Annotated in this window: 26 protein-coding genes; 13 read left to right on the forward strand and 13 right to left on the reverse strand. The window is 74.4% G+C overall.

The genetic code is table 11. The features are described from left to right. Positions 1-483 precede the first annotated feature (483 nt). From SNR22_RS28585 to SNR22_RS28605, 5 genes are all read right to left on the reverse strand, one after another. The gene (locus SNR22_RS28585; protein WP_320069788.1) at positions 484-1,596 is read right to left on the reverse strand and encodes a magnesium and cobalt transport protein CorA; all 1,113 of its coding nucleotides are present in this window, start codon (positions 1,594-1,596) and stop codon (positions 484-486) included. Positions 1,597-1,672: 76 nt separating this feature from the next. Beyond that, the gene (locus SNR22_RS28590; RefSeq protein ID WP_320069789.1) at positions 1,673-2,308 is read right to left on the reverse strand and encodes a class F sortase; all 636 of its coding nucleotides are present in this window, start codon (positions 2,306-2,308) and stop codon (positions 1,673-1,675) included. An 87-nt stretch (positions 2,309-2,395) separates the two neighbouring features. Further along, a complete protein-coding gene (locus SNR22_RS28595; RefSeq protein ID WP_320069790.1) occupies positions 2,396-2,878 on the reverse strand; it encodes a hypothetical protein in 483 nt (160 codons plus the stop codon). 193 nt (positions 2,879-3,071) lie between these two features. Continuing rightward, positions 3,072-3,737, reverse strand: coding sequence for a response regulator transcription factor (locus SNR22_RS28600; protein WP_320069791.1), 666 nt, complete (start codon positions 3,735-3,737; stop codon positions 3,072-3,074). Beyond that, positions 3,734-4,828, reverse strand: coding sequence for a sensor histidine kinase (locus SNR22_RS28605; protein WP_320069792.1), 1,095 nt, complete (start codon positions 4,826-4,828; stop codon positions 3,734-3,736). Before SNR22_RS28605 ends, SNR22_RS28600 begins: the two co-directional genes overlap by 4 nt. A 203-nt stretch (positions 4,829-5,031) precedes the next feature. On the opposite strand from SNR22_RS28605, the gene SNR22_RS28610 reads away from it, so the two are divergent. Together SNR22_RS28610 and SNR22_RS28615 are read left to right on the forward strand one after the other, a co-directional pair. Then, positions 5,032-5,469, forward strand: coding sequence for a DUF6069 family protein (locus SNR22_RS28610; RefSeq protein ID WP_320069793.1), 438 nt, complete (start codon positions 5,032-5,034; stop codon positions 5,467-5,469). A 170-nt stretch (positions 5,470-5,639) separates the two neighbouring features. Beyond that, positions 5,640-6,566, forward strand: coding sequence for a TauD/TfdA family dioxygenase (locus SNR22_RS28615; RefSeq protein ID WP_320069812.1), 927 nt, complete (start codon positions 5,640-5,642; stop codon positions 6,564-6,566). A gap of 93 nt (positions 6,567-6,659) precedes the next feature. Here SNR22_RS28615 and SNR22_RS28620 read toward each other — a convergent pair whose 3' ends face one another. Next, positions 6,660-7,169 (reverse strand): DinB family protein, encoded by a 510-nt coding sequence (locus tag SNR22_RS28620; RefSeq protein WP_320069794.1) that lies wholly within the window; start codon positions 7,167-7,169, stop codon positions 6,660-6,662. Positions 7,170-7,295: 126 nt separating this feature from the next. On the opposite strand from SNR22_RS28620, the gene SNR22_RS28625 reads away from it, so the two are divergent. Next, positions 7,296-7,829 (forward strand): GNAT family N-acetyltransferase, encoded by a 534-nt coding sequence (locus tag SNR22_RS28625; protein ID WP_320069795.1) that lies wholly within the window; start codon positions 7,296-7,298, stop codon positions 7,827-7,829. Between the two features lie 18 nt (positions 7,830-7,847). Here the strand turns inward: SNR22_RS28625 and SNR22_RS28630 are convergent, their stop codons facing one another. Beyond that, on the reverse strand, positions 7,848-8,675 hold the full coding sequence (locus tag SNR22_RS28630; protein WP_320069796.1) for a class I SAM-dependent methyltransferase: 828 nt from the start codon (positions 8,673-8,675) through the stop codon (positions 7,848-7,850). A gap of 88 nt (positions 8,676-8,763) precedes the next feature. On the opposite strand from SNR22_RS28630, the gene SNR22_RS28635 reads away from it, so the two are divergent. Further along, positions 8,764-9,657: an aldo/keto reductase gene (locus tag SNR22_RS28635; RefSeq protein ID WP_320069797.1), complete on the forward strand. Its 894-nt coding sequence runs from the start codon at positions 8,764-8,766 to the stop codon at positions 9,655-9,657. Positions 9,658-9,719: 62 nt separating this feature from the next. Beyond that, positions 9,720-10,913 carry a lycopene cyclase family protein gene (locus tag SNR22_RS28640; protein WP_320069798.1) on the forward strand — a complete coding sequence of 398 codons (1,194 nt, stop codon included), beginning with the start codon at positions 9,720-9,722 and terminating at the stop codon, positions 10,911-10,913. Positions 10,914-10,937: 24 nt separating this feature from the next. Here the strand turns inward: SNR22_RS28640 and SNR22_RS28645 are convergent, their stop codons facing one another. Continuing rightward, entirely contained in the window at positions 10,938-12,038 is a 1,101-nt protein-coding gene (locus tag SNR22_RS28645) for a serine hydrolase domain-containing protein (protein ID WP_320069799.1), read from the reverse strand. 94 nt (positions 12,039-12,132) lie between these two features. On the opposite strand from SNR22_RS28645, the gene rnhA reads away from it, so the two are divergent. From rnhA to SNR22_RS28660, 3 genes are all read left to right on the forward strand, one after another. After that, positions 12,133-12,606, forward strand: coding sequence for a ribonuclease HI (gene rnhA / locus SNR22_RS28650; protein ID WP_320069800.1), 474 nt, complete (start codon positions 12,133-12,135; stop codon positions 12,604-12,606). A 94-nt stretch (positions 12,607-12,700) separates the two neighbouring features. After that, positions 12,701-13,924 (forward strand): cytochrome P450, encoded by a 1,224-nt coding sequence (locus SNR22_RS28655; RefSeq protein WP_320069801.1) that lies wholly within the window; start codon positions 12,701-12,703, stop codon positions 13,922-13,924. 14 nt (positions 13,925-13,938) lie between these two features. Further along, entirely contained in the window at positions 13,939-14,130 is a 192-nt protein-coding gene (locus SNR22_RS28660; protein WP_320069802.1) for a ferredoxin, read from the forward strand. An 88-nt stretch (positions 14,131-14,218) separates the two neighbouring features. On the opposite strand, the gene SNR22_RS28665 is transcribed toward SNR22_RS28660, so the two are convergent. From SNR22_RS28665 to SNR22_RS28675, 3 genes are all read right to left on the reverse strand, one after another. Then, the gene (locus SNR22_RS28665; protein ID WP_320069803.1) at positions 14,219-14,449 is read right to left on the reverse strand and encodes a hypothetical protein; all 231 of its coding nucleotides are present in this window, start codon (positions 14,447-14,449) and stop codon (positions 14,219-14,221) included. Positions 14,450-14,642: 193 nt separating this feature from the next. Next, entirely contained in the window at positions 14,643-15,527 is an 885-nt protein-coding gene (locus SNR22_RS28670; protein ID WP_320069804.1) for a pentapeptide repeat-containing protein, read from the reverse strand. Between the two features lie 130 nt (positions 15,528-15,657). Further along, entirely contained in the window at positions 15,658-16,326 is a 669-nt protein-coding gene (locus SNR22_RS28675; RefSeq protein WP_320069805.1) for a TetR/AcrR family transcriptional regulator, read from the reverse strand. 111 nt (positions 16,327-16,437) lie between these two features. Here SNR22_RS28675 and SNR22_RS28680 point away from each other — a divergent pair, with 111 nt between their 5' ends. The 3 genes from SNR22_RS28680 to SNR22_RS28690 are packed head-to-tail and all read left to right on the forward strand — an operon-like array spanning position 16,438 to position 19,800. Next, on the forward strand, positions 16,438-17,955 hold the full coding sequence (locus SNR22_RS28680) for an NAD(P)/FAD-dependent oxidoreductase (protein WP_320069806.1): 1,518 nt from the start codon (positions 16,438-16,440) through the stop codon (positions 17,953-17,955). Between the two features lie 31 nt (positions 17,956-17,986). Beyond that, the gene (locus tag SNR22_RS28685) at positions 17,987-18,937 is read left to right on the forward strand and encodes an SDR family oxidoreductase (protein WP_320069807.1); all 951 of its coding nucleotides are present in this window, start codon (positions 17,987-17,989) and stop codon (positions 18,935-18,937) included. Beyond that, the gene (locus tag SNR22_RS28690; protein WP_320069808.1) at positions 18,934-19,800 is read left to right on the forward strand and encodes an alpha/beta fold hydrolase; all 867 of its coding nucleotides are present in this window, start codon (positions 18,934-18,936) and stop codon (positions 19,798-19,800) included. The genes SNR22_RS28685 and SNR22_RS28690 overlap by 4 nt, the downstream gene beginning before the upstream one ends. 6 nt (positions 19,801-19,806) lie before the next feature. On the opposite strand, the gene SNR22_RS28695 is transcribed toward SNR22_RS28690, so the two are convergent. Continuing rightward, positions 19,807-21,258: a cryptochrome/photolyase family protein gene (locus SNR22_RS28695; RefSeq protein WP_320069809.1), complete on the reverse strand. Its 1,452-nt coding sequence runs from the start codon at positions 21,256-21,258 to the stop codon at positions 19,807-19,809. A gap of 250 nt (positions 21,259-21,508) precedes the next feature. Here SNR22_RS28695 and SNR22_RS28700 point away from each other — a divergent pair, with 250 nt between their 5' ends. Both SNR22_RS28700 and SNR22_RS28705 read left to right on the forward strand, forming a co-directional pair. Further along, a complete protein-coding gene (locus tag SNR22_RS28700) occupies positions 21,509-22,597 on the forward strand; it encodes an S-(hydroxymethyl)mycothiol dehydrogenase (RefSeq protein ID WP_320069810.1) in 1,089 nt (362 codons plus the stop codon). Beyond that, a complete protein-coding gene (locus SNR22_RS28705) occupies positions 22,594-23,223 on the forward strand; it encodes an MBL fold metallo-hydrolase (protein ID WP_320069811.1) in 630 nt (209 codons plus the stop codon). Before SNR22_RS28700 ends, SNR22_RS28705 begins: the two co-directional genes overlap by 4 nt. A 97-nt stretch (positions 23,224-23,320) precedes the next feature. On the opposite strand, the gene SNR22_RS28710 is transcribed toward SNR22_RS28705, so the two are convergent. Continuing rightward, a complete protein-coding gene (locus tag SNR22_RS28710) occupies positions 23,321-23,638 on the reverse strand; it encodes a MazG-like family protein (RefSeq protein WP_413775726.1) in 318 nt (105 codons plus the stop codon). Positions 23,639-23,970: the final 332 nt, after the last annotated feature.

The raw sequence follows: 23,970 nt of genomic DNA on the forward strand, positions 1-23,970 counted from the left end.
GCCCGCACGTCCGGGGAAACAACGACGACGACGCGCCACGAAAACAGGGGAAAGAAGCAGAAGACGGGCTGCCCGGCGGCTCGGCCTGCTCGGGTGTCCGGGGGGTGTAACGATCCGGGCCGGGCCCGCATTCCGGGGGTGGCCGGTGGCCGGGGTGCTGTCCCCGGGCGGGTTACCCGACGCGGTGAGGCAGGGGCCCGGCGGGGCGGCGGACCGCCCGGGTATGCCATGTACAACGCCCCGACCCCCGCCCGGGATTCCACCACCAGAGTGCCGTCGGCCACCGCAGATCGCCACAAACCGGACAGCTCGCCGAAGTGGTGCGCCGCGCCGGGACGCGATCGGTGCGAAACGGCGCATCCCGTGCCGGTCCGGCAGCAAAAGACAACGTGGAGCGGAACCGTACGGCGGGGCGTCGGTGCGGCAGCAAAAGACAACGTGGGGTCGAACGGGGCGGGGCGTCGGTGCGGGCGGGGTCGTGCTTCAGAGCCAGCCGGAGCGGCGGAAGAGGCGGTGCAGGACCAGCGCGGCGGTCGCCATCACCAGCAGCACCGCGGGGTAGCCGTAACGCCAGTTCAGTCCGGGCATGTTGGCGAAGTTCATCCCGTACATCCCGGCGACGGCGGTCTGTGTGGCGGCGATCGCCGCCCATGAGGCGATCTTGCGCAGGTCGTTGTTCTGGTCGACGGCCAACTGCGCCAACCGGGCCTGCAGGATGGAGTTGAGCAGGTCGTCGTACGCGCCGACACGGTCGACGGCCCGGGCCAGGTCGCTGTCCACGTCGGCGAACCAGCGGCGCAGGGCCGGGGGCGGGCCGGCGCCGTGCTGACCGAGGAGCGTCCGCAGCGGTTCCTGCGACGGCAGCACCGCCCGCTTGAACTCGACGATCTCCCGCTTGAGCTGGTAGATCTGCTGGATGTCGGCGGACCGGTCGCGGGCGAAGACGGTCTCCTCCAGCCGTTCCAGGTCCGTCTCGACCTGGCCGGCGACCTCCAGGTACAGCTCGACCATGCGGGCGTAGACCGCGTACGCCACGGCCCAGGGGCCCTCGGCCAGCACCGCCCGGCGGCGCTGGACGTCCTCGCGGACCGGGGCGAGCGCTCCGGCCGCGCCGTGCCGGACGGTGATGGCGAACCGGTCGCCGAGGAAGATCATCACGTCGCCGGTGTCGATCACCTCGGAGGTGTCAGTCAGTTCGGTGTGTGCGACGTAGCCGGCGGTGCGCAGCACCAGCAGCGTCACGTCGCCGTACCGTTGCAGGGTGGGGCGGTGGCCGTCGGCGAGCGCCTGCTCGACGTGGTGCTCGTCGAGGCCGAAGGTCAGGCCGACGGCGGCCATCACCGCCGGCGCCGGGTCGTGCAGCCCCAGCCAGACGAACGACCGTCGGCCTCGGCCCCGGCTCTGCGCGTACGCGTCGGTGTAGTGCCGGCTGCCGGGTTGGCGTCGCCCGTCGACGTAGACCGCGCAGTCGACCACGGCGTCGGGGTTGGAGTGTCGACCGGTGGGCGCGGCGGCCTCGGCCGGTCGGCTCCAGGCACGGTGTAACAGGGTGGGTAGTCGCCGCACCCATCGGGCCCGCACTGGTCGCTGGTCCACCGGTCACCTCCGCCTTGCCGGGACTGACGGCAACCGTAGGCGATCTCGCGGCCCCGGGCGCTGCGGGGGCGGGCGGTCAGGGGATGAGGGTGGCGTAGACGACGACGTTGTCCAGGTAGGAGTGCGCGCGTTCGTCGAAGCGGCCACCGCAGGTGATCAGGCGCAGCCGGGGTACGGTGCCCGCGCCGTAGACCAGGCCGGTAGGGAAGCCCGTCTTCGGGTACGACCCGACGCCGTCCACGGCGAACGTTGCGACCTGGGTGTCGGAGCGGGTGATGTGGATGCGGTCGCCCGGTCTGAGCCGGCCGAGGGCGAAGAAGACCGCCGGGCCGGTCTCGCGGGAGTCGACGTGACCGACGACGACGGCGTTGCCGGCCTCGCCGGGGCTGGCCCCGAGGCGGTACCAGCCGGCGACGGTCGGCCGGTGCGTCGGGGGAACCTCCAGTTCCCCGGCGGCGCTGGCGGCGACCGGCACCAGGTCGGCGGTCACGTCGAGCGTGGGGATGGTGATCCGGAGGGGAGTGGCGCGGGGTAGCGGCGTCGCGGGGACGGTGGTGCGGCCCGTCGCCGGGTCGGTCACGGTGCCCGGTGCGGGCTGGGGTGGTCGTGGGGGCGTGCGGGTCGCTCCGACGGCGAGCAGCCCGCCCCCGGCGATGCCGGTCAGTGCGATGAGCGCCACGGCGGCCCGTGGCATGCGGTCGCCGGTGGGCACGTCGCCTCCTTCGCGGGTATGGCGGGTGCCCGTGGCGGCGTGGGCCGTCGCGGGCACCCGTCTCAGGGATGGTGGTGACGTGGATCGTCAGGGGCGGGTGCCCGCGCGGCGTCGGCGGCGCATCAGGAGCGCTGCGCCGGTGGCGGCGGCCCCGACCAGGGTGCCGCCGGCGGCCAGGAAGCCGGTGTTGTCCGGGTCCGCGCCGGCGCCGGCCGGTGCCCCGCCGATCGGGGTGACGGTGAACGTCGCGTTGCCCGAGGATGACCCGTCGCCGCAGGTAGCGGTGACCGTGTAGGTGCCGAGGGTGAACCCGGCGGTGAACAGTTCGGCGCTGAGCCCGCCGCCTGCGGCGGCGGTGGTGGACCGGACGTTCTGGTCGCGGTCGGGGCCGGTGACGCGGAAGAGCGCGTCACCGGACTTCGGGTTGCAGGTCGAGGTGAGCACGACCGTCCCGCCGACGGGGGTGGTGGCCGGTGACACCGTGGTGTCCGCGAGCGCGGCGGCCGGGAGCAGGAGCGTGCCGAGACCCACGCCGAGCGCCGCCGATCCGAGAACTGACTGTGCCTTCATACGCGTCTTCCCTCACTTTTCGTCCGCTGACTGCGTGGGACGTCGTTCGGGTGGCCAACTCCGTGACTAGCACCGGTGTGCCCAACACTAGGAGGGTTGGCCCCCCGATCAGGTGAAAACGAGAATTCCTCGTTGTCGTCACGTGTCCACCCGGGCGGCATGAGAGCTGCGGATACGGAGGTGCGGGCGGTGGTCAGCCCGGTGGTCCGGGTCGTACCAGACCGGTCTCGTAGGCGAAGACCACGGCCTGGACGCGGTCGCGCAGGCCCAGCTTGGTGAGCACGGCGGAGATGTGGGTCTTCACCGTGGCGGTGCTGACGTGCAGTCGGGCGGCGATTTCGGCGTTGGACAGCGCCCGCGCGGCCAGCACCAGCACCTCCGTCTCCCGCACGGTCAGCGCGGCCAGGCGCCGGGGTGCCCCCGGGTCGGCGGGGAGCCGGTCGGCGAACCGGTCGAGCAGCCGGCGGGTCACCGTCGGGGCCAGCAGGGCGTCGCCGCGTGCCACCACCCGTACCGCCTCGGCGAGGTCGGCGGGCCGGGTGTCCTTGAGCAGGAATGCGCTGGCGCCGGCGCGCAGTGCCGCGAAGACCGGCTCGTCCAGGTCGAAGGTGGTGAGCATGATGATCCGGGCGGGATTCCCCCGCGCCACCAGGTCCCGGGTGGCCTCGATGCCGTCGCGGCGCGGCATCCGCACGTCCATCAGCACCACGTCGGGGCGGTGGCGCTGCGCCAGGGCGACCGCCTCCACACCGTCAGCGGCCTCGCCCACCACGGTCAGGTCCGGCCGCGCCTCGATGATCATCGCAAGGCCGGCGCGGATCAGGTCCTGGTCGTCGGCGATGAGCACCCGGATCGTCACCGGACCTCCCGCACCGGGAGTCGGGCCCGGACCCGGAACCCGCCCGCCGGCAGCGGACCGGCCTCCACCGTGCCGCCCAACAGCCGCGCCCGCTCGCGCATGCCGACGACACCGCGACCCAGCCCGGTGGTCGACCGGCGGTACGGGCCCGGGCCGTCGTCGACGACCTCCACCCACAGCTCGCCGTCGTCGTGGCGGACGGTGACGTCGACCCGGCGGGCCCGGCCGTGCCGCAGGACGTTGGTCAGCGACTCCTGCACGATCCGGTACGCCGACAGCTCCACCCCGTCGGGCAGGGCGCCGTCGGGGCCGTCGCGGTCGACGGTGACCTGCACCCCGGCCGCCCGGACCGCCTCGACGAGGGTGTCGAGCTGGGCCAGGCCGGGCTGGGGTCGGTTCGGTTCGGCCCCGTCGTCGTACGCGCTGAGCGTCTGGAGCATCGCGCGCAGCTCGGTCAGCGCGGAGCGGGCGGCGTCCTGGATCGACCCGAGCGCGGCGCGGGCCTGGTCCGGCCGCAGCTCCAGCACGTCCTCGGCGGCGGCGGCCTGCACGGCGATGACCGCCACATGGTGCGCCACCACGTCGTGCAGCTCGCGGGAGATCCGCGCGCGTTCGGCCACGGCGACCTGCCGGAGCAGCGCGTCGCGGCGCTCGGCGTGGCCGCGCTGCACCTCGCCCAGCGCCCAGGCCGCCACGAGGCCGGCCAGCGCCAGCAGTAGGTCCCGCCCGCTGCCGTCGACGAGCTTCCAGGGCGTGCCAGCCGCCAGCAGCCCCAGCGCAGCCAGGGACACCCGTGGCGGACGCAGCCGCGCCAGGTAGGCCAGCGGCGCGGCCACCAGCCCCAGCCAGCCGAGCTGCGGACAGAGGACCTCCAGGCCGAGGCCCGCGATGGTCGCCACCGCCAGCCCGGCCACGGGCCACCGGCGCATCCAGAGCAGACAGCTCGCCTGCACGGCGGCCAGCCCCCACGCCGCCGCGAGGCCACCGCCGGACTGCCCGACGGCGGCGACGGGCAGCGCCACGGCCAGGAGGAGAAGGGCGAGACCGGCGTCGACCAGTAGGAGGACGGTGGGGCGGGACCAACGGCACATGCCCGGGATGTTAGGCGGGCCCCGACGCCGGGTTCATCGGCCGCGAGACGGAGATCCGGCCGCCACCCCCCCCGGAGACGGAGCGCCGAACCGTTCCCGCAGCCGATCCGCGCGGGCCCCGGCCCCGCCTACCGTCCCCGGAGAACCCAGAACCACCGGGCGGCGCGCATGCCGCCCGGCCCACCCACGGGAGGCGCATCGCGATGATCACCGACACGACCGGCCGGCCGGCCCCCGCCCCATCCTGCTCGGCGGCCCGGCGCCGGACCCGGGCCCTGGCCGTCCTCGCCGCGACCGGGGCCACCCACGCCGTCTGGTACGCCGCCACGGGACCGGCCGGCATCGACGTCGAGGTCCGGTCGGGCACCGGGGCGCAGCCGGTGGGGCCGGTGGCCGTGGCCGCTGTCACGCTGCTGGCCGGACTCGCCGGCTGGGCGCTGCTCGCCCTGCTGGAGCGCCGGACCCGACGGGCCCGGGGAGTGTGGACGGCGGTCGCGGTCGCGGTCCTGCTGGTCTCGCTGGCCGGGCCGGTGACCGGGGGCGTCGGAACGGCCGCGACGGCGACGCTGCTGGCCCTGCACCTAGCGGCCGGGGTCGTCCTGATCCCGGTGCTCGGCCGAGGCGGCACTCAGCGCCCCTGACCGGGCCGGCCCGGCGTTGTCCGGCCGGGCAGTGGGCGGGTACCCGGACCCGGAGCCGGCCGGGTTATGCCCCTGGCAGAGCGTGCCGGGCCCGCACACCATGCCGGTCCAGACTGGAGGTGACGCCCGGCCGTCCCGGCCGGGCCCGATCCGGGGGAGGCGCCGTGGCGATGATCGACCAGGTGCGGGGGCCGGCCGACTGGCGGGCCGACCAACTCGCCGACGGCGGGCGGTGGCGGCTCACCGTCGACGACGCCCAGCGCGCCGAGCTGCGGGCCGCCGTCGCCGCCGTGGAAGCCGCCGGCGTACCCCTCGACGGGTTGTCCCGGGCCGATTTCCCGCTGCCGGCCCTCGGCCCGGAGCTGGCCCGGCTGGCCGCCGAGGTGACCGGCGGCTGCGGCGTCGGGATGGTGCGGGGCCTGCCCGTCGCCGGGCTGACCGAACGCGGGTGCGAACTGCTCGCCCTCGGTGTCGCCGCCCACGTCGGCCGGCTCGTCCCGCAGGGGCCCGACGGCGCGATCCTGCGGCACGTCCGTGACCGGGGGGCCGACCCCGACCGGCCGACCACCCGCAGCTATGAGCACCGTCGTGGCATCGGGTACCACGCCGACCCGGCCGACGTCGTCGCCCTGCTCTGCGTCCGGCCGGCCCGCAGCGGCGGGCTCAGCACGGTCGTCAGTTCGGTGGCGGTGCACAACGAGGTCGTGCGCACCCGCCCCGACCTGGCCCGGCTGCTCTACCAGCCGTGGTGGTACGACCGGCGCACCGGCGACGGGCCGGACAGCTTCGCTCAGCGGCCGGTGTACACCCGCGACGGCGACCGCCTCGCCGCCCACTACGGGCCGGACTACATCCGCTCGGCCCAGCGGGGCGCGCATGTGCCGTCGCTGACCCCGGCGCAGCGGGAGGCGATGGACACCCTGGACCGGCTGCACGCCGACCCTCGGTTCTCACTCGGCATGGACCTGCGGGCCGGGGACATGCAGTTCCTCGACAACGGCGTCGTCGTGCACGCGCGCACCGCGTACGAGGACCATCCCGAGCCGGAGCGGCGCCGCGACCTGATCCGGCTCTGGCTGGACGCGGGCCGACGCTGACCCGCCCGGTTCAGCCGGCGGGCAGCGGGACGGGACACCGGTGCGCCGGTGCGTCCAACTCCGACCAGCTCAACGGCGATCTCCAGCAGGCGGTCACTCGCCCGTGCGGCCGTCGATCAGCTCGCGGACGACGTCGAGGTGCCCGGCGTGCCGGGCGTACTCCTGCAACACGTGGAACAGGATCGCGGCCAGCGTCGGCCGGGCGGCCGGGTCGGTGAACCGCCCACCCAGGGCGGCCGGCGCGTCCAGCGCGGCGCCCCCGACGATGCTCCTGGTCCGCGTACCGCTGCGGCGCAACGCGGCGACCACGTCGGCCACCGTCTCGTCGGGGCCGACGTGCCAGCGCCCGTCCACCCGGTCGCCCCACGGGTCGGGCACCGGCTCGCCCAGGAACCCCCACACCAGCCAGCGGCGCTCCATGAACGTCAGGTGCCGGACCAGCTCGATGGGCGTCCAGCCCGACGGCACCCGCGCCGACCGGGCCTGCGCGTCGGTCAGCCCGGCGAGTCGGTCGGCCACGGCCTCCCGGTAGAAGTCGAGGTAGGTGAGGAAGAAGGCGGGCACGTCCGACGACGGCCCCGGCTCCGGCAGCGGCAGGCTCATGGCCGGGAGTATGGGCCACGGCCGGTCACCGCGGGCGGCGTCCCCGGTGACCGGCCGGCGGCGCGGCGCTGGTCCCACGCCGTCGGGGCGACGAAAACCCCTCGACCCCGGCGGTACGGTAAGCCGATGATCGAAATTGGGACCGAACGGCTGCTGCTGCGGGGCTGGCGCGACAGCGACCTGGCGCCGTGGGCGGCGATGAACGCCGACCCGCAGGTGCGCGAGTTCCTCGGCCCACCGCTGACCGCCGAGCAGTCCACCGCGTCCGCCCGCCGCTTCCAGGCCGACCTCGACGCCAAGGGCTACGGCTTCTGGGCCGTCGAGGTCCGCGACACCGGCGGCTTCGTCGGCTTCGTCGGCCTCGACGACGTCGACGAGGGGATGCCGCTCACCGGCGTGGAGGTCGGCTGGCGGCTGGCCCGACCCGCCTGGGGCCACGGCTACGCCACCGAGGCCGCCCGCGCCGCCCTGCGCCACGGCTTCGACACCCTCGGGCTGACCGAGATCGCCGCGATCACCGCCGTCGGCAACGTGCGCTCCCAGGCGGTTATGCGCCGCCTCGGCATGACCACCGACCCGGCCGACGACTTCGACCACCCCGAGGTCGAGTCGGGTCCACTGCGCCGACACGTGCTGTACCGCCGCCGCGCCGCCGCCTGACCCTCCCGCCGGCCCAGGTCAGTCGCGCCAGCGGGCCTGGAGCGTGTACGTCTGCGGCAGCCGCCAGGGCCGGTCGGCGAGCCGCCACTCGCCGGGCCCGGCGGGGACCGTCCGCCCCGGCAGGGCGTTCCACGGGGCGCTGTCGTGCTCGACGAGCATGGTCAGCTCGAACCCCGCGTCCAGCAGGGCGGTGACGACCTCGCCGAGCCCGTGGTTCCACTCGTGGGTCACGTTGTGCGTGAACGTCTCCTCGGTCGTCACGTACGTCCCCGGGGTTTGGAACACCGTCGGCTCCGGCCGCTCGAAGTACGGGAACTCGACGGTGAGCAGCCCGTCGCGGCGGGCGTCGTCCACCGTGAACAGCATCGGGTGGCCCTCACGCAGGAACAGCCGCCCACCAGGGCGCAGCAGTGCGGCGACCACCGATGCCCAGCGGCGGATGTCCGGCAACCAGCACAACGCCCCGATGCCCGTGTAGACCAGGTCGAACCCGCCGGGCTCCAGCACCGTCGCCGCGTCGTACACGTCGGCCTCGACGAAGTCGACCGCCGCGCCGGTGCCTGCGGCGAGCCGGCGGGCCTCGGCCAGGGCGGTGGGGGAGAAGTCCAGCCCGGTCATCCGGGCCCCCAGGCGGTGCAGCGACACGGTGTCGGTGCCGATGTGGCACTGCAGGTGCACCCCGCGCAGGCCGGTGAGGTCGCCCAGGCGCGGCTGGTCGAAGCGGACCACCTCGCTGAGGTGCCCGGGATCGTCGAGGAACCGGTCGACGCCGTAGTCCGGCGACTTGGCGTGGGCGGGCGCTCTTTCGTCCCAGCTGGCCCGGTTGATGCTGCGGTAGTCCGTCACGGCGCGACGGTCCCACATCCGTAGCGCCGTGCTCAACGGAAATTCGCGGGACGGCGGCGGCCCTCCGCCCCGTGCCACAATCATGATCATGATCACGGGGACCACCACCGCGAACGCTGCGGGCACCTGGGCGCTGGGCGACCTGACCGTCAACCGGGTCGGCTTCGGCGCGATGCGGCTCACCGCGACCGCCGACGGCCGGCCCAGCGACCGGGACCGGGCGATCGCGGTGCTGCGCCGGGCTGTGGAGCTGGGCGTCAACCACATCGACACCGCCGCCTTCTACTTCTCGTCGCTGCGCTCGGCCAACGAGCTGATCAACGCCGCCCTCGCGCCGTACCCCGACGACCTGGTCATCGCCACCAAGGTCGGGCCCAGCCGGGACCCGTCGGGGCGGTGGGTGCCGCTGGCCCGGCCGGACGAGCTGCGCGGCCAGGTCGAGGAGAACCTGCGTCAGCTCGGCCGCGACCACCTCGACCTGGTCAACCTGCGCCAGCACGGCCTGGAGTCGGTCGCCGAGCACCTCGGCGCGCTCGCCGAGCTGCGCGACGCCGGCCTGATCCGGCATCTCGGCATCTCCAACGTCCGGCCGCACCACCTGCCGCAGGCCCTGGCCGTCGCCCCGGTGGTGTGCGTGCAGAACGCCTATGGTCTCGGCTTCCGGCCCCGCCACGACCAGTTCGTCCGCGACTGCGCCGCGCAGGGCGTCGCGTACGTGCCGTTCTTCTCCATCGCCACCACCGGGCGGGAGGCCGGCGCGAGCGGCGACGAGGACCCGCAGGTCCGCGCGGTCGCCGCCGCCCACGGGGTCTCCACCGCCCAGCTACGGATCGCCTGGGCGCTGCACCGCGGCCCGAACGTGCTGGCGATCCCCGGCACCGGCAACCCGGAGCACCTGGTCGCCAACGTCGCGGCCGGGGCGCTGCGGCTCACCGACGACGACCTGGCCCGGCTGGAGGCCGTGCACCAGCGCGGCGAGTGACGCCCGGGGCGCCCCGCAAGCCGGTGCCGCCCCCCGGCCCGGCGGTGTGACAGCGTGTCGGGGTGAACGATTCCGCGCCGGTCGACGTCGACCTCGCCCTGGTCGGCGGCGGCGGGGCCGGGTCCCTGGTGCTGGCCGCCCTCGACCGGCACGCCGTGCGGGGGCTGCGCGTCGCCGTCGTGGACCCGGTGCGCAAACGCGGCCAGGACCGCACCTGGGCATTCTGGGGTCGCCCCGGCGGCGACCTGGACCCGCTGCTCAGCGCCAGCTGGGACCAGGTCGAGGTGAGCACCCCGGCCCGCCGTCGAGCGCTCGACCTCACCCCGCTGCGGTACGCCATGCTGCGCTCCGCCCCGGTCTACGCGCGGGCCGCCGAGGCGGAGAGCCGCCTCGGGGCGAGGCGGATCGACGCGGCGGTCACCGCCCTGGACGACGACGGCACCGGGGTGCTGCTGCGGGGCGCCGACGGGATCCCGCTCGCGCGGGCCGCCTGGGTGCTCGACTCCCGCCCCCGGCCGCCGGCCCGGCCCGGCCGCACGGCCTGGTTGCAGCACTTCCGCGGCTGGTGGGTCGAGTCCGGTTCGCCGGTGTTCGACCCCGCCCGGGCGGTGCTGATGGACTTCCGCACCCCGCAGCCCGACCGGGGCGTCTCCTTCGGCTACGTCCTGCCGGTCAGCGACCGGTACGCGCTGGTCGAGTACACCGAATTCTCCCCGGAGCTGCTCACCGACGCCGAATACGACCGCGCGCTGCGCGGCTACCTCGGCCAACTCGGCCTGGACCCGGTCACGCTGACGGTGCGGGAGGTGGAGGACGGGGTGATCCCGATGACCGACGCCCCGTTCCCGCGCCGACCCTCACCCCGGGTGGTGCGCCTCGGCACGGCGGGCGGCGCGACCCGCCCCTCCACCGGTTTCACTTTCTCCGCGATGCTGCGTCAGGCCGACCAGGTGGCCCGCGCGCTGGCCGCCGGACGCCGGCCGGTGCCCGCGCCCGCGTACCCCCGGCGGCACCTGTGGATGGACGCGGTCGCGCTGCGGGCCCTGGACACCGGGCGGGTCGGCGGCCCGGAGTTCTTCGACCGGCTCTTCGACCGCAACCCCGCCGAGCGGGTGCTGCGTTTCCTCGACGGCGACACCTCGCCGGCGGAGGACCTGGCGGTGATGCGGTCCAGCCCGCTGCTGCCGATGACCGCCGCCGTCGTCGGCGACGTCGCCGGGCGGCTTCGTGGCCGGCTGCGCCGCCCCGGCGGCTGACCCGGCGCGGGAGCGGGGATCGGGTCAGCCGGCGATCGCGTCGCGGATCGTGGAGCGCAGCCGCTCCAACGGGTCGCCGTCGCCGACCGCGAGCCGGTTGCGCGTCGCCGCCACGGTGAGCCCCAGGTCCGGGTATGCGAAGCTCAGACTGCCCCCGCTGCCGGCGGCGCCGAACGACCCGCCGTCGTCGACGGCGTAGCCGAGGCCCCAGGCCGCCTCCTGGCCGAAGACCCACTCCGGGCCGCGCGCCGCCACCGCGGCCACCGCCCGCAGCCGCTGCGGTGAGATCAGCCGTACGCCGTCCACCTCGCCGATCAGCGCCGCGTACATCCGGGCGGCGGCCCGGGCGGTGAGGGTGCCGACGGCGGGGACGTCGATGGCGAGCACGTCCGGGCGGGCGGCGAGGCCGGCGTCCGGGCGGACCCCCGGCGGGGCGACCCGGTCCAGGTGCGGCAGTTGGCCGGCGAACGCCTCCAGCATCGCCGAGAGGTTGCCGTCCTCCATCCGGGCCAGCCGGCCCTGCTCGGCCCGCGGTACGCCGAGGAGTAGTTCCCCGGCCACGCCGAGCGGCGCGGCCACGTCCTCGGCGAGGACCTCGCCGACCCGGCGACCGGTGACCCGCCGGACGGTCTCGCCGACGATCCAGCCGAACGTCCACGCGTGGTACGCCAACCGTTCGCCCGGAGCCCACAGCGGCGCGGAGTCCGCGATGATCGCGCACATCCGGTCCCAGTCGGCGAAGTCGTCGAGGGTGATGTCGGGCGGCAGCGCCGGCAGGCCCGCCGTGTGGGTCAGCGCGTGGCGCAGCGTGATCCGGTCCTTGCCGTGCCGGGCGAACTCGGGCCACACGTCGGCGACGCGCAGGTCGTAGTCGAGCTGTCCCCGTTCGGCGAGCACGTGCACGACCGTCGCGGTCAGGCCCTTGCCGGTGGAGACGCCGTAGACGGGGGTGTCGGCGGTCATCGGCCGGCCGGTGGTGGTGTCGGCGACGCCGGCCTGTTCCTCGACGATCGGCCTGCCGTGCAGGTACGCCGCCACCTGCACCCCCGCCTCCCGTCCAGAGGAGACGAGACCGTCGATGGTGTCGCGCACCTCGGCCCGCAGGCTGTCGAAGCGTCTGGTCATGGTGAGGCAGCCTGCCAGAGGACCGCGGCCGGCGCCGCCTGTATTCGACGGTCCGGTCCGTGAGGGCGCGGGGCGTACCCGGTAGGTTGCGGGCATGGTGGACGCGGGGGCCGAGCGGGTTGTGGAGATCTGGACCGACGGGGCGTGCAGTGGCAATCCGGGCCCGGGCGGCTGGGGCGTGCTGCTGCGCTACGGCACCCACGAGCGGGAGCTGTGCGGCGGCGAGGCGACGCCGACCACCAACAACCGGATGGAGCTGATGGCCGCCATCCAGGCGTTGGAGAGCCTGACCCGGCCGGCCACCGTCGAGTTGCACACCGACAGCACGTACGTGCGCAACGGCATCACGAACTGGCTGGCGGGCTGGAAGCGCAACGGCTGGTTGACGGCGGCGAAGCAGCCGGTCAAGAACGCCGACCTGTGGCAGCGGCTGGAGGACGCCTGTGTCCGGCACCGGATGACCTGGCTGTGGGTGAAGGGGCACAACGGTCATCCCGAGAACGAGCGGGCCGACGCCCTGGCCAACAAGGGGATGACCGAGGCGCGGGCGGTGGCCACGGCCCGGTGAGCGCCGGCCTGCGGGTGGCCTTGTGTCGACACCCACCGATAGGTAACGTTGCGGATCGATTCGATAACGCACAGTTGCCATCGGAGGTGTCCGCGTGACCGCGACCGCCGCTACCGACCTGCCCCTCTGGCCGCCCACCAATCCCCACCACGGTCCGTTCGCGCTGCTCGACTCCGAGGCGCAGGGCCGCCTCGACCAGCCTGTGACCCGGGTCCTGTTGCCCACCGGCGCGACCGCCTGGCTGGTCACCCGGCACGCCGACGTGCGTGAGCTGCTGCGCCACCCCGGCCTCAGCGCCAACTTCGAGAAGCCAGGTTTTCCGCTGCTGCGCCGGTTGCCGCCCCAGTCCGAGGTCGACCGGCAGGGTGGCTTCATCCGGATGGACGGCGACGAGCACGTCCGGCTGCGCCGGATGCTCACCGCTGAATTTATGATCAAGAATGTTCGGCGGATCGAGCCGCTGATCCAGCGGACCGTCGACGAGACGCTCGACGCCCTCGAGGCCGCCGGCCCACCCGCAGACCTGGTCGAGGCGTTCGCCCTGCCGGTGCCGTCGATGGTGATCTGTCACCTGCTCGGCGTCCCGTACGCCGACCACGCCTTCTTCCAGGCCCGCAGCCGCACCCTGCTGGACCGCACCGCGCCGCCGGACCGGCTCCGCGCCGAGGTCGGCCAGCTACGGGACTACCTGCGTGAGCTGGTCGTCGCCCGGCAGGCCGACGCCGGCGCCACCACCGACCTGATCGGTCGGCTGGTCCGCGACCGGGTGGACACCGGGCAGCTCACCGTCGACGAGTTGGTCGGCATGGCCCTGCTGCTGCTCGTCGCCGGCCACGAGACCACGGCCAACATGATCGGCCTGAGCACCCTGCTGCTGCTGCGCGACCCGGGGTGCCTCGACGCGCTCCGGGAACACCCGGACCGGGCACCCGCGCTGGTCGAGGAGCTGCTGCGCTACCTCAGCGTGGTCCGCACCGGCCTGCCCCGCCTCGCCGTCGAAGACGTCGAGATCGGCGGCCGGCTGATCCGGGCGGGGGAGGGCGTGATCGCCGTGCTGTCGCTGGCCAACCGGGACCCGGAGGTCTTCGACACCGCTGACGACTTCGATCCCTACCAGCAGGCGCACCAGCATCTGGCGTTCGGCTTCGGGGTGCACCAGTGCATCGGCCAGCCGCTGGCCCGCGCCGAGCTGCGGATCGCCCTGGTCGAACTGGCCCGCCGCTTTCCGGGCCTGCGGACCACGGTCACACCGGAGCAGATCCCGACCCGCGACACGTCCGTCGTGTTCGGCCTCGACAGTCTGCCCGTGACCTGGTGACCGGGGAGAGGCCGATGCGGATCGAGGTGGACCGGGACCGCTGCTGCGGGTCGGGCAACTGCGTGCTCGCCGCGCCGGAGGTCTTCGACCAGGACGACGCCGACGGGCTGGTACTGCTGCTGCGGCCCGAGCCTCCACCTGAGGCGGCCGACCGGGTCCGCCGCGCCGCCCACCTCTGCCCCGCCGCCGCTATCGGCCTCACCTGAGACGCTGACCAGGAGGTTCGTGTCCGGGGACGGCACGAAGCTCCTGATCGGCGCCGCGGACGGCGCGGAGGTCAGCACGCGGCGGGGGTCAGGACTCGCGGGAGGGGTCGGCGGAGCCGGAGACGTCGTTGACGTCGTAGCCGGCGCGGCTGGTCTCCCGGGCCGGCTGGGCGTTCTCCGCCGGCAGGTCGGCGAAGTCGTCGCCGGTGTCATCGGTGCTGTGCAGCGACTCACCCGGCGGTCGCAGGGACGCCTCGTAGGCGGTCGCGCCGTCGGGCTCGTCGGTGCTGGCTCGGTCGAAGCGTTCCTCACTGGTCATGCCGCATTCCTGCCCGCCCCCGCCGCCGGCAAACGTCGCCACCCCTGCGTCTGCGCCCGCCCGGCGGCGCAGTCGGGCTGACCGGCCCGTTGCCTGCGGCGCAGTCGGGTGCCCCCGCCTGTCCTCCGAGCGCCGGCCGACCTCGGCGGCCGGCAGCGCAGTCGTCACCTTCGGGGCCTTGTCGCCCCGGGCGTCACCGCTGGCCGGCCCGGCGTCGCGAGGCGGACCGGCGGACCGGCGTGACGGGCAGGGACCAGTGTGCCGGCCGGGGGACCGACGCCGGCAGCGCGGTGCGGTGGTCACCACGGGCCGCGTCGACCTGTGACCGGTGCAGGAACAGCGCCCGCCGCAGGTCGGCCCCGCGCAGGTCAGCCCCGCGCAGGTCCGCGCCGGTGAGGTCGGCGAGGGTGAGGTCCACGTCGCGCAGGTCCGCGCCGAGCAGGACGGTCCCGCGCAGGTTCGCACCGGTGAGGTCGGCGCGGCGCAGGTCGGCGGCGATCAGCACCGCCCCCCGGTGGTCGGCACCGGCCCGGTCGCCCCGGGCCAGGTCGCCGGCCCGCGACAACAGCGGGTTCACCCGGTCCCGGTGCCCGTCGACCTCCAGCGCGAGCAGCTCCTGCGGGCCGCCTGAGGTGAGCCGCCGGGTCTCAGCCAGCGCGGTGTCCAGGTCTTCGTGCAGCGGGCCGGGCGGCGTCAGCGCGACCGCCTCGGTCAGGTACCACAGCAGTTCGTGCAGCGGCCGCATGACGGCGAACGTGTCGAACATCCGCCCTGCGGTCTCCGGGGCCGCGCGCCAGTCGCGGCCGGTGAAGGTAACCTGGGAAACCTGCTGGCCGGCACCGAAGCAGTCGAAGACGGTGCACCCCGCGAAGCCCTTCGCCCGCAGGTCGCGGTGGATGCCGCAGCGGAAGTCGCCGCCCAGGTTCGGGCAGGGTCGCCCGGCGGGCTTGTCGACGGCGAAGTCCGACGACGCGGCGAAGGCGGGCGCGACGCAGCACAGCCCGAAGCACCGGGAGCAGTCCGCGCGCAGGTCGCCGCCGCCGGCGGACGACGGGGCGGGCTGGGATGCTCCGGACACGTTGCGCGTTCTCCTACGAATGGGGGTACCCGATACCCCCATTGTCCCGCTGCAGGCGGCGGCAGCGGGCCGCGGGGTGACGGCAGCGGGACAATGGCACCGGGCCGTCCTGGCCGGTGGACGTCGGCGGTCAGCCGACCCGGGCCGGGTCGGTCGTCCGGTAGATGCAGGTCAGCCAGAGCTCGAGCAGCACGTCGACCACGTCGCGCTCGTCGATGGCCGGCCCGTCGCCGGCGAAGGTGGCGTACCAGACCCGCTCGTTCATCGAGTTCAGCGCGATCGCCAGGTCCCGGGCGGGCAGCCCGTCCGGGGCCGCGCCACGCCGCCGTTCCGCCACCACCGCCGCCTCGACGGCCTGCACCCAGCGCTCCAGCACCCGCGCCCAGAGCCGGCGTACCTCGGCGTTGGTGGCGCGCACCTCGGCGCAGGCCAACACCACCGCCCGGTGCGCGCCGAACGTGTCGTGGAACCGGGCGATGAGCTCCCGCCACCGGGACCGGGGGTCCTCGGCGAGCCGGTCCAGCACGTTGCAGGCCGCCGCGTCGGCCTCCTCGGTGACCCGGTCCAGGAGGGTGAGCAGCACCGCGTCCTTGGACGGGAAGTAGAAGTAGAAGGTGGGCCGGGAGATTCCCGCGCCCCGGGCCAACTCGTCGACGGAGATCTCCCCGAACGGCCGCCGTTGGAGCAGCCGCTCGGCGGTGGCGAGGATGGCCGACTCCCGGTCGTCGCCCACTGAGCGGCCCGGCCGCCGGCCCCGGGCCACCGCGACGTCACGTCCGGGAGTACGGGGGGCGGTCATGACCGCAGATGCTACTGCCTCGCCACCGTGTCGATTACAGTCGACGCAGTGTTGACTGACCTCGACGGCGATGGATATCGTCCGGTCCACCCCCTTCGCGACGGGAGACGTGTGATGGCCTCCGACCACGTCGACGTGCTGATCATCGGCGCCGGCCTCTCCGGCGTCGGCGCCGCCTGCCACCTGCGCCGCACCTGCCCCGACAAGACGTACGCGGTGCTGGAGGCGCGGGGCGCGATCGGTGGCACCTGGGACCTGTTCCGCTACCCGGGGATCCGCTCCGACTCGGACATGTTCACCCTCGGCTACGCGTTCAAGCCATGGCGGGGCCCGAAGGCCATCGCCGACGGCGACTCGATCCGCGACTACGTCCGGGAGACCGCCCGCGAGCACGGCGTCGAGGAGCACATCCGCCTGCACCACCGGGTGCTCGGCGCCGAGTGGGACAGCGCGACGGCCCGCTGGACGGTGCGTGTGCACCGCGACGACACCGACGAGGACGTCACCATCAGCTGCGCGTTCCTGTTCACCTGCTCCGGCTACTACCGCTACGACGAGGGCTACACCCCGGACCTGCCGGGCGTCGGGGCGTACACCGGGCGGCTGGTACACCCGCAGCACTGGCCCGCCGACCTCGACCACACCGGCCAGCGGATGGTGGTGATCGGCAGCGGCGCGACCGCCGTGACCCTGGTGCCAGCCCTCGCCGAGCGGGCCGCGCACGTCACCATGCTCCAGCGCTCACCCACGTACGTTTTCGCGATGGCCTCGCGCGACGTGCTCGCCGACGCGCTGCGCCGCTGGCTGCCCGCGCGGGTCGCGTACCCGGTGGCGCGGTGGAAGAACGTGCTCTTCACCACCGCCACCTTCCAGCTCAGCCGCCGCGCCCCGAGGCTGGTGAAGTGGTCCCTGCGACGCGCGGCGAAGGACCGCCTCCCGGCCGGCTACGACGTCGACCAGCACTTCTCACCCCGCTACGACCCGTGGGACCAGCGACTCTGCGTGGTCCCCGACGGCGACCTCTTCGCCGCCGTCAGCGCGGGCCGGGCCTCGGTGGTGACCGATCGGATCGACACCTTCACCGCCACCGGCGTCCGGCTCGCCTCCGGCACGGAGCTGCCCGCCGACGTCGTGGTCACCGCCACCGGGCTCAACCTGCTCATGCTCGGCGGCATGACGATCACCGTGGACGGCGTGGCCGTCGACCTCGCCCGGACGGTGGCCTACAAGGGCATGATGCTCTCCGGAGTGCCGAACTTCGCGCTGACCATCGGCTACACCAACGCCTCCTGGACGCTCAAGGCCGACCTCGTCGCCACGTACGTCTGCCGACTCCTGCGCCACCTGGACGCCACCGGCGATCAGGTCGTCACCCCGATCGCCCCCGCCTCCGGGAAGCTGGTGCCGCTCATCGACCTGCAGTCCGGGTACGTGCTGCGCAGCATCAACGCGCTGCCCAAGCAGGGCGCGTCCGCCCCGTGGCGGCTGTACCAGAACTACGCCCGGGACGTGCTGCTGATGCGGCACGGCCGGCTGACCGATGCCGGCGTGCGCTTCTCCCGGGCGGGAGTACCGTCCGGCGTGGATCGAGGGGACCCCGTCCGGCCCGCCGACACGCCCGTCGGCTGACCGGCCCACCGCAGACTGAGAGGAGTCCGAGGTGCGCAGATTCGACTTCGTGGCCGCCACGGCCGTGGTCACCGGGGCGGCCAGCGGCATCGGCGCGGCCCTCGCCCACGCCCTGGCCCGGCGGGGGGCCGACCTGGTCCTGCTCGACCGCGACGCCGAGCGGCTCGCCGCAGTGGTGGCCGCGATCCGGGCCGCCCACCCCGACCGGCAGGTCACCACCCATCTGGTCGACCTCGCCGACGCCACGGCGACCGCCCGGGTGGCCGAGGAGATCCGTCGGGCCCACCCCCGGCTACGGCTGCTGATCAACAACGCCGGCGTCGCCCTCGGCGGCCGGTTCGACCAGGTCACCCTGGACGAGTTCAACTGGGTGGTGGACATCAACTTCCGGGCCGTGGTGCAACTCACCCACGCCCTGCTGCCCGCGCTGAAGGCCGAGCCCGGCGCCCATCTGGTCAACGTCTCCAGCCTCTTCGGGCTCCTCGCCCCCGCCGGGCAGGCCGCGTACGCGGCGAGCAAGTTCGCTGTCCGGGGTTTCACCGAGGCGCTGCGCCACGAGCTGGCCGAGGACGGCGTCGGGGTGACCTCCGTGCACCCCGGCGGCATCCGCACCCGCATCGCGCAGAGCGCCCGGGTCGGCAGCGGCGTCTCCGTGCCGGAGTACGAGGCCGGCCGCCGGCAGTTCGAGAAGCTGCTCACCATCGATCCGGCCACCGCCGCCGAGGTCATCCTGCGCGGCGTCGAGCGCCGCCGTGGCCGGGTGCTGATCGGCTGGTCGGCGAAGCTGCCCGACCTGCTGGCCCGGCTCGCCCCCGCCGGGTACGGCCGGGTCATCGCCCTCGGCATGAAGCCCGTCGCCCGGCCGGCCGTCGTCGCCCGCCCTCCGGTGCAGCCGCACCCCGTGCCGCTGCCGGCCGCCCGCCCTCCGGTGCAGCCGCACCCCGTGCCGCTGCCGGTGGACGGGCCCGGGAAGTCAGCGTGACCGCGTCGACCGGAGCGACGGAGGAGCCCGCCACCGTGACCGTGCGGGGACGCGCCGTCCGCTGTCGAGTGTCCGGTCAGGGCCCGCCGGTGGTGCTCCTGCACGGCATCGGCCGCACCCTCGCCGACTTCGCCGACCAGCACGACCTGCTCGCCCGCGACCACCGGGTGGTCAGCCTCGACCTGGCCGGGCACGGCGGCTCCGCGCCCTTGGACGAGCCGCACACCCTGCCGGCGCTGGCCCGGGCCACCGCCGACTGCCTCGACGCCCTCGGCGTCCAGCGCCCCGCCCGCCTGGTCGGCAATTCCCTCGGCGGGGCGGTCGCGATGCGGCTGGCCGTCGACGACCCGAACCGGGTGGCCAGCCTGGTCCTGGTCAACAGCGCGGGCTTCGGCGCGGAGGTGACGATCGCGCTGCGGCTGCTGGCGCTGCGACCGCTGGGCCGGCTGCTGCTGCGGCCGAGTCGGGCCGTGACCCGGCACACCGAGCGGGCCCTCTTCCACGACCGGCGGCATGTCACCGAGGCACGCCTCGCCGCCGCCCTCGCTGCGGCCCGTCGCCCGCAGGCCGCCCGGGTGATGCTGGAGCTCGTCGGCAGCCTCGGCACGGTCCGCGGCGTCGCCCCCGGGTGGCGCGGGGAACTGCTCGACGCTGTCGCCCGGCTCGACGTGCCGGTCCTGGTCGTCTGGGGCGACCGTGACCTGATCCTGCCCGCCAGCCACCTCGACGCCGCCCGGGCCCGGCTGCCCCGGGCTCGCACCCACCTGTTCACCGACACCGGTCACCTGCCGCAGATCGAGCGGGCCACGGAGTTCCACCGGCTGGTCACCGACTTCTGGGCCGACCAGCCCACCCGCGGGTAGGGGCGGTCAGGGCGGGCCGGCGCCGCGCTTGTCCTCCTGGGCCAGCACCGCCTCCCGCACCTGCAGGTCGTCGCGCTCGTCCAGCTCCGCGGCGAGCCGGGGGTCGCCGGCCAGTCGTCCCCGGTTGCGGTGCAGGAAGGCGTCGAACCCCCCGGTGTACGGGCAGGCCACGTCGCCCAGCACGACGTCCGGCTGGTACCGGCACGTGCCGCAGTAGTCACTGAGCTCGTCGATGTACCGGCCGTCCACCGCGTACGGACGGGTGTCGATCCGGCCCAGGTCGGCGTACTGGCTCATGCCGATCACCGTCGCGTTCATCACCCAGTCGGCGCCGTCGACGAAGCACCCCTTGAACCAGTCCGCCAGCTCCGTGGGACTCCATCCGCGCTGCAGGGCGTAGTTGCCCAGCACCAGCAGCCGCTGTGCATGGTGCGCCCAGGCCCGGTCGCGCACCCCGCCCAGCACGTCGGCCAGGCAGCGTGCCTCCACGGCGTCGGCGTCCAGGTCGGCGAACCAGTCGGGCAGCGGTTCGGTCGCGGCCAGCCAGTTCGCGCCCCGGAACCCCGGCTCGAAGTACCAGTACAGCTGCCAGAGGAACTCCCGCCAGCCGAGCAGCCCGCGGATGAACGGCTCCACCGCCGACAGTGAGGCGACCCCGTTGCGCCAGGCATCCTCGGCCGCCCGGATCGCCTCCGCCGGGTCGAGCAGCCCCAGGTTGAACGACGACGACAGCACACTGTGTGCCAGCAGTGGGTCGCCGACGCTCATCACCTCCTGGTACCGGCCGTGGTCGGGCAGCCGGTGCCGGACGAAGTGCCGCAACCGTGCGTCGGCCTCGGCGTACGTGGCGGGGTAGCGGCGTGGCCCGTCCCGGCCGACGAAGCGCACCCCCTCCTTCTCCCATCGGTCCAGCTCGTCGCGGACCTGCGCGTCGATTTCGTCCTCCACGATCGGTGGGGGAGCGGGGGCGACCGCCCCGCCCGCCCCGTCGGACCGCCGGGGCCGGCGCGGCACCCGCCCGGGCGGCCCCTCCAGCACGCCGTGCTCGCGGCGGGCCCACCGGTAGAAGTCGCCCACCCGCAAAGGACCCCGCCGGTACGCGTCGGCCCAGGCAGCGAAGGCCTCCGGGCTGGTGAGGAAGCCCCGGGGCGGCAGGATCGTCAGCCCGGCCGAACGGGCGAAGGCCAGCCCGGCCCGCGACGGCGGGTGGCACACCTCGACCGGCTCGTCGACCCGGGCGAGGGCCTCCCGGAACGTCCCGGCGCGCACCAGCAACGCCCGGTCGCCCAGTTCGGCGGCCCGGTGGCGCAACGCGGACAGCACCAGGTGGGCCTTCTGTCGGTGCATCGGGCGCTGCCGGAACACCTCCCGGGCCTCCACGAGTAGCACGGGCTGCGCCCCGTCGTCGAGGAAATGCGGCCCGAGTTGGTCAGCGAGCAGCCACCGGCGCGAAGACATGCGTCGATTCTGCCCAGTCCGCCGGGGCGTTGCCTGGCCGGCTCGGCGTGTCCCATGGTGGCGCACACCACAGCGCCGACCGGCCCGGCCGTGGTAACTACCGGACGTTGCCGGGCCGCCCGTGGTGATCGGACGGTAGTTTCGCCGGGGGCGGTGATCGGCGGTGCATCCCCCGCCGGTGGCGTTCCCGTCGTCGTCGGCCCCCAGAAGCGGTGCCGGCGACACCGACAGCGTGGAGCAGGAGGAAATCGTGAGTCAGGAAGTCCGGGGAGTCATTTCGCGGCGCAAGGGCGCGCCGGTCGAGGTCACCACCGTCGTGGTGCCCGACCCGGGGCCCGGCGAGGCGGTGGTCCGCGTCCAGGCCTGCGGCGTCTGCCACACCGACCTGCACTACCGCGAGGGCGGAATCAACGACGAGTACCCGTTCCTGCTCGGCCACGAGGCCGCCGGTATCGTCGAGCAGGTCGGCGAGGGCGTCACCGGCGTCGCACCGGGTGACTTCGTGGTGCTCAACTGGCGGGCCGTGTGCGGGGTCTGCCGCGCCTGCCGGCGGGGCCGGCCGTGGCACTGCTTCGCCACCCACAACGCGTCGCGGAAGATGACCCTCACCGACGGCACCGAGCTCTCCCCGGCGCTGGGCATCGGGGCGTTCGCCGAGAAGACCCTCGTCCACGCCGGACAGTGCACGAAGGTGAACCCGGCGGCCCGGCCCGCCGCCGTCGGCCTGCTCGGTTGTGGGGTGATGGCCGGTCTCGGCGCGGCGATGAACACCGGCGGTGTCACCCGCGGCGACTCCGTGGCCGTCATCGGTTGCGGCGGGGTCGGTGACGCCGCCGTCGCCGGCGCCGCGCTGGCCGGGGCGACGACGATCATCGCGGTGGACACCGACTCCCGCAAGCTCGACTGGGCCCGGAAATTCGGTGCCACCCACGTCGTGAACGCCTCGGAGGACGACCCGGTCGAGGCGATCCGCGCCGCCACCGGCGGCTTCGGCGCCGACGTCGTCATCGACGCCGTCGGCCGGCCCGAGACCTGGAAGCAGGCCTTCTACGCCCGCGACCTCGCCGGGACAGTCGTGCTGGTCGGCGTGCCGACCCCCGAGATGACCGTCGACCTGCCGCTGCCCGATGTCTTCGGCCGCGGCGGTGCCCTCAAGTCCAGCTGGTACGGCGACTGCCTGCCCAGCCGCGACTTCCCGATGCTCACCGAGCTGTACCTCCAGGGTCGGCTCGACCTGGACGCGTTCGTCACCGAGGAGATCGCCCTGGACCAGGTCGAGGAGGCGTTCACCCGGATGCACCACGGCGACGTGCTGCGCTCGGTGGTGGTCTTCCCGTGACCGCCCGCGTCGACCACACCGTCACCTCCGGCACCTTCACCCTGGACGGGCAGACGTTCGACGTCGACAACAACGTCTGGGTGGTCGGCGACGACAGCGAGTGCGTCGTCGTCGACGCCCCGCACGACGTCGACGCGATCCTGCGCGTCGTCGGGCAGCGGCGGGTGGTGGCGATCCTGGCCACCCACGCCCACGACGACCACGTCCGGGTGGCCCCGCAGCTGTCCCGGGCCACCGGCGCGCCGGTGCTGCTGCACCCCGACGACCGGGTGCTGTGGGACATGGTGCACCCCGAGGTGCCCCCCGACGGCGACCTGCGCGACGGTGCCACCGTCGAGGTGGCCGGCACCGGCCTGCGGGTGTTGCACACCCCCGGTCACAGTCCCGGCGCGTGCAGCCTGTACGCCCCGCAGCTCGGGGTCGTCTTCACCGGCGACACCCTGTTCGCCGGCGGGCCGGGTGCCACCGGCCGCTCGTACAGCGACTTCGGCACCATCGTCGAGTCGATCCGTACCCGGCTGCTGACCCTGCCGCCGGAGACGGTCGTGCACACCGGGCACGGCGACAGCACCACGATCGGCGCCGAGGCCCCGCACCTCGAGGAGTGGATCACCCGGGGACCCTGACCCCACCGGCACGCCCCACCGGCCGGCCGACGTGCCGGTCGGTCGGGGGCGTCGGTGCGTCCCGGCCGGGCGCGAGGGGTTCAACACCGTTGCCGCGTCACGTGGTGTCCGTCCGGGCACGGACCTTGGCGGCGCAGGCGTGCAGCAGAGACCGCGCGTCGAGTCCGAGACTCTCGATGGCCACCAGGGCGGTGAACGCCACGTCGGCCAGTTCGGCCGCCACGTCCTCACGGCTGTGCGTCACTCCCTTGCGCGGGTTCTGGCCAAGCGTGCCGATCCACGCCGCGGCGACCTCGCCCGACTCCTCGGTCAGCTTGAGGATCCGGCAGGTCAGCTCCGCGTCCCCGGTGCCGTTGGCCGCGTCCAACCAGCCCCGCGACGTCCGCACCGAATCCCAGATCGACTCGTCCACCATCCACCCAGTGAACCCGACGGTCCCGACGTCCCGACCTTCAGGGCACGGCGGCTGCGACGCCGTGCCGGCTTCGCATGGCCGGCGTGCTCGGTACGCGATGATGCCGCCGGCCGGGCACCCTGTGTGGGGTGTCCGGCCGGCGGTGGTGTTTGGGGGTGGGGGGTCAGCTGTTCCAGTGCTTGGTGACGAGGTCGGCGGCCTGCTGTTCCCACTGGGCGTAGGCGTCGGGGTACGCCGAGACCTGCACGGTCTGGGCGGCCTGGGTCAGCGGCATGTCCTGCCATCCGTCGATCTGCTTGAGGCCCTTGAGGAATGCCAGGGTGGAGTACTCG

The organism is Micromonospora sp. RTGN7, from assembly GCF_033804645.1.
Taxonomy (GTDB): domain Bacteria; phylum Actinomycetota; class Actinomycetes; order Mycobacteriales; family Micromonosporaceae; genus Micromonospora.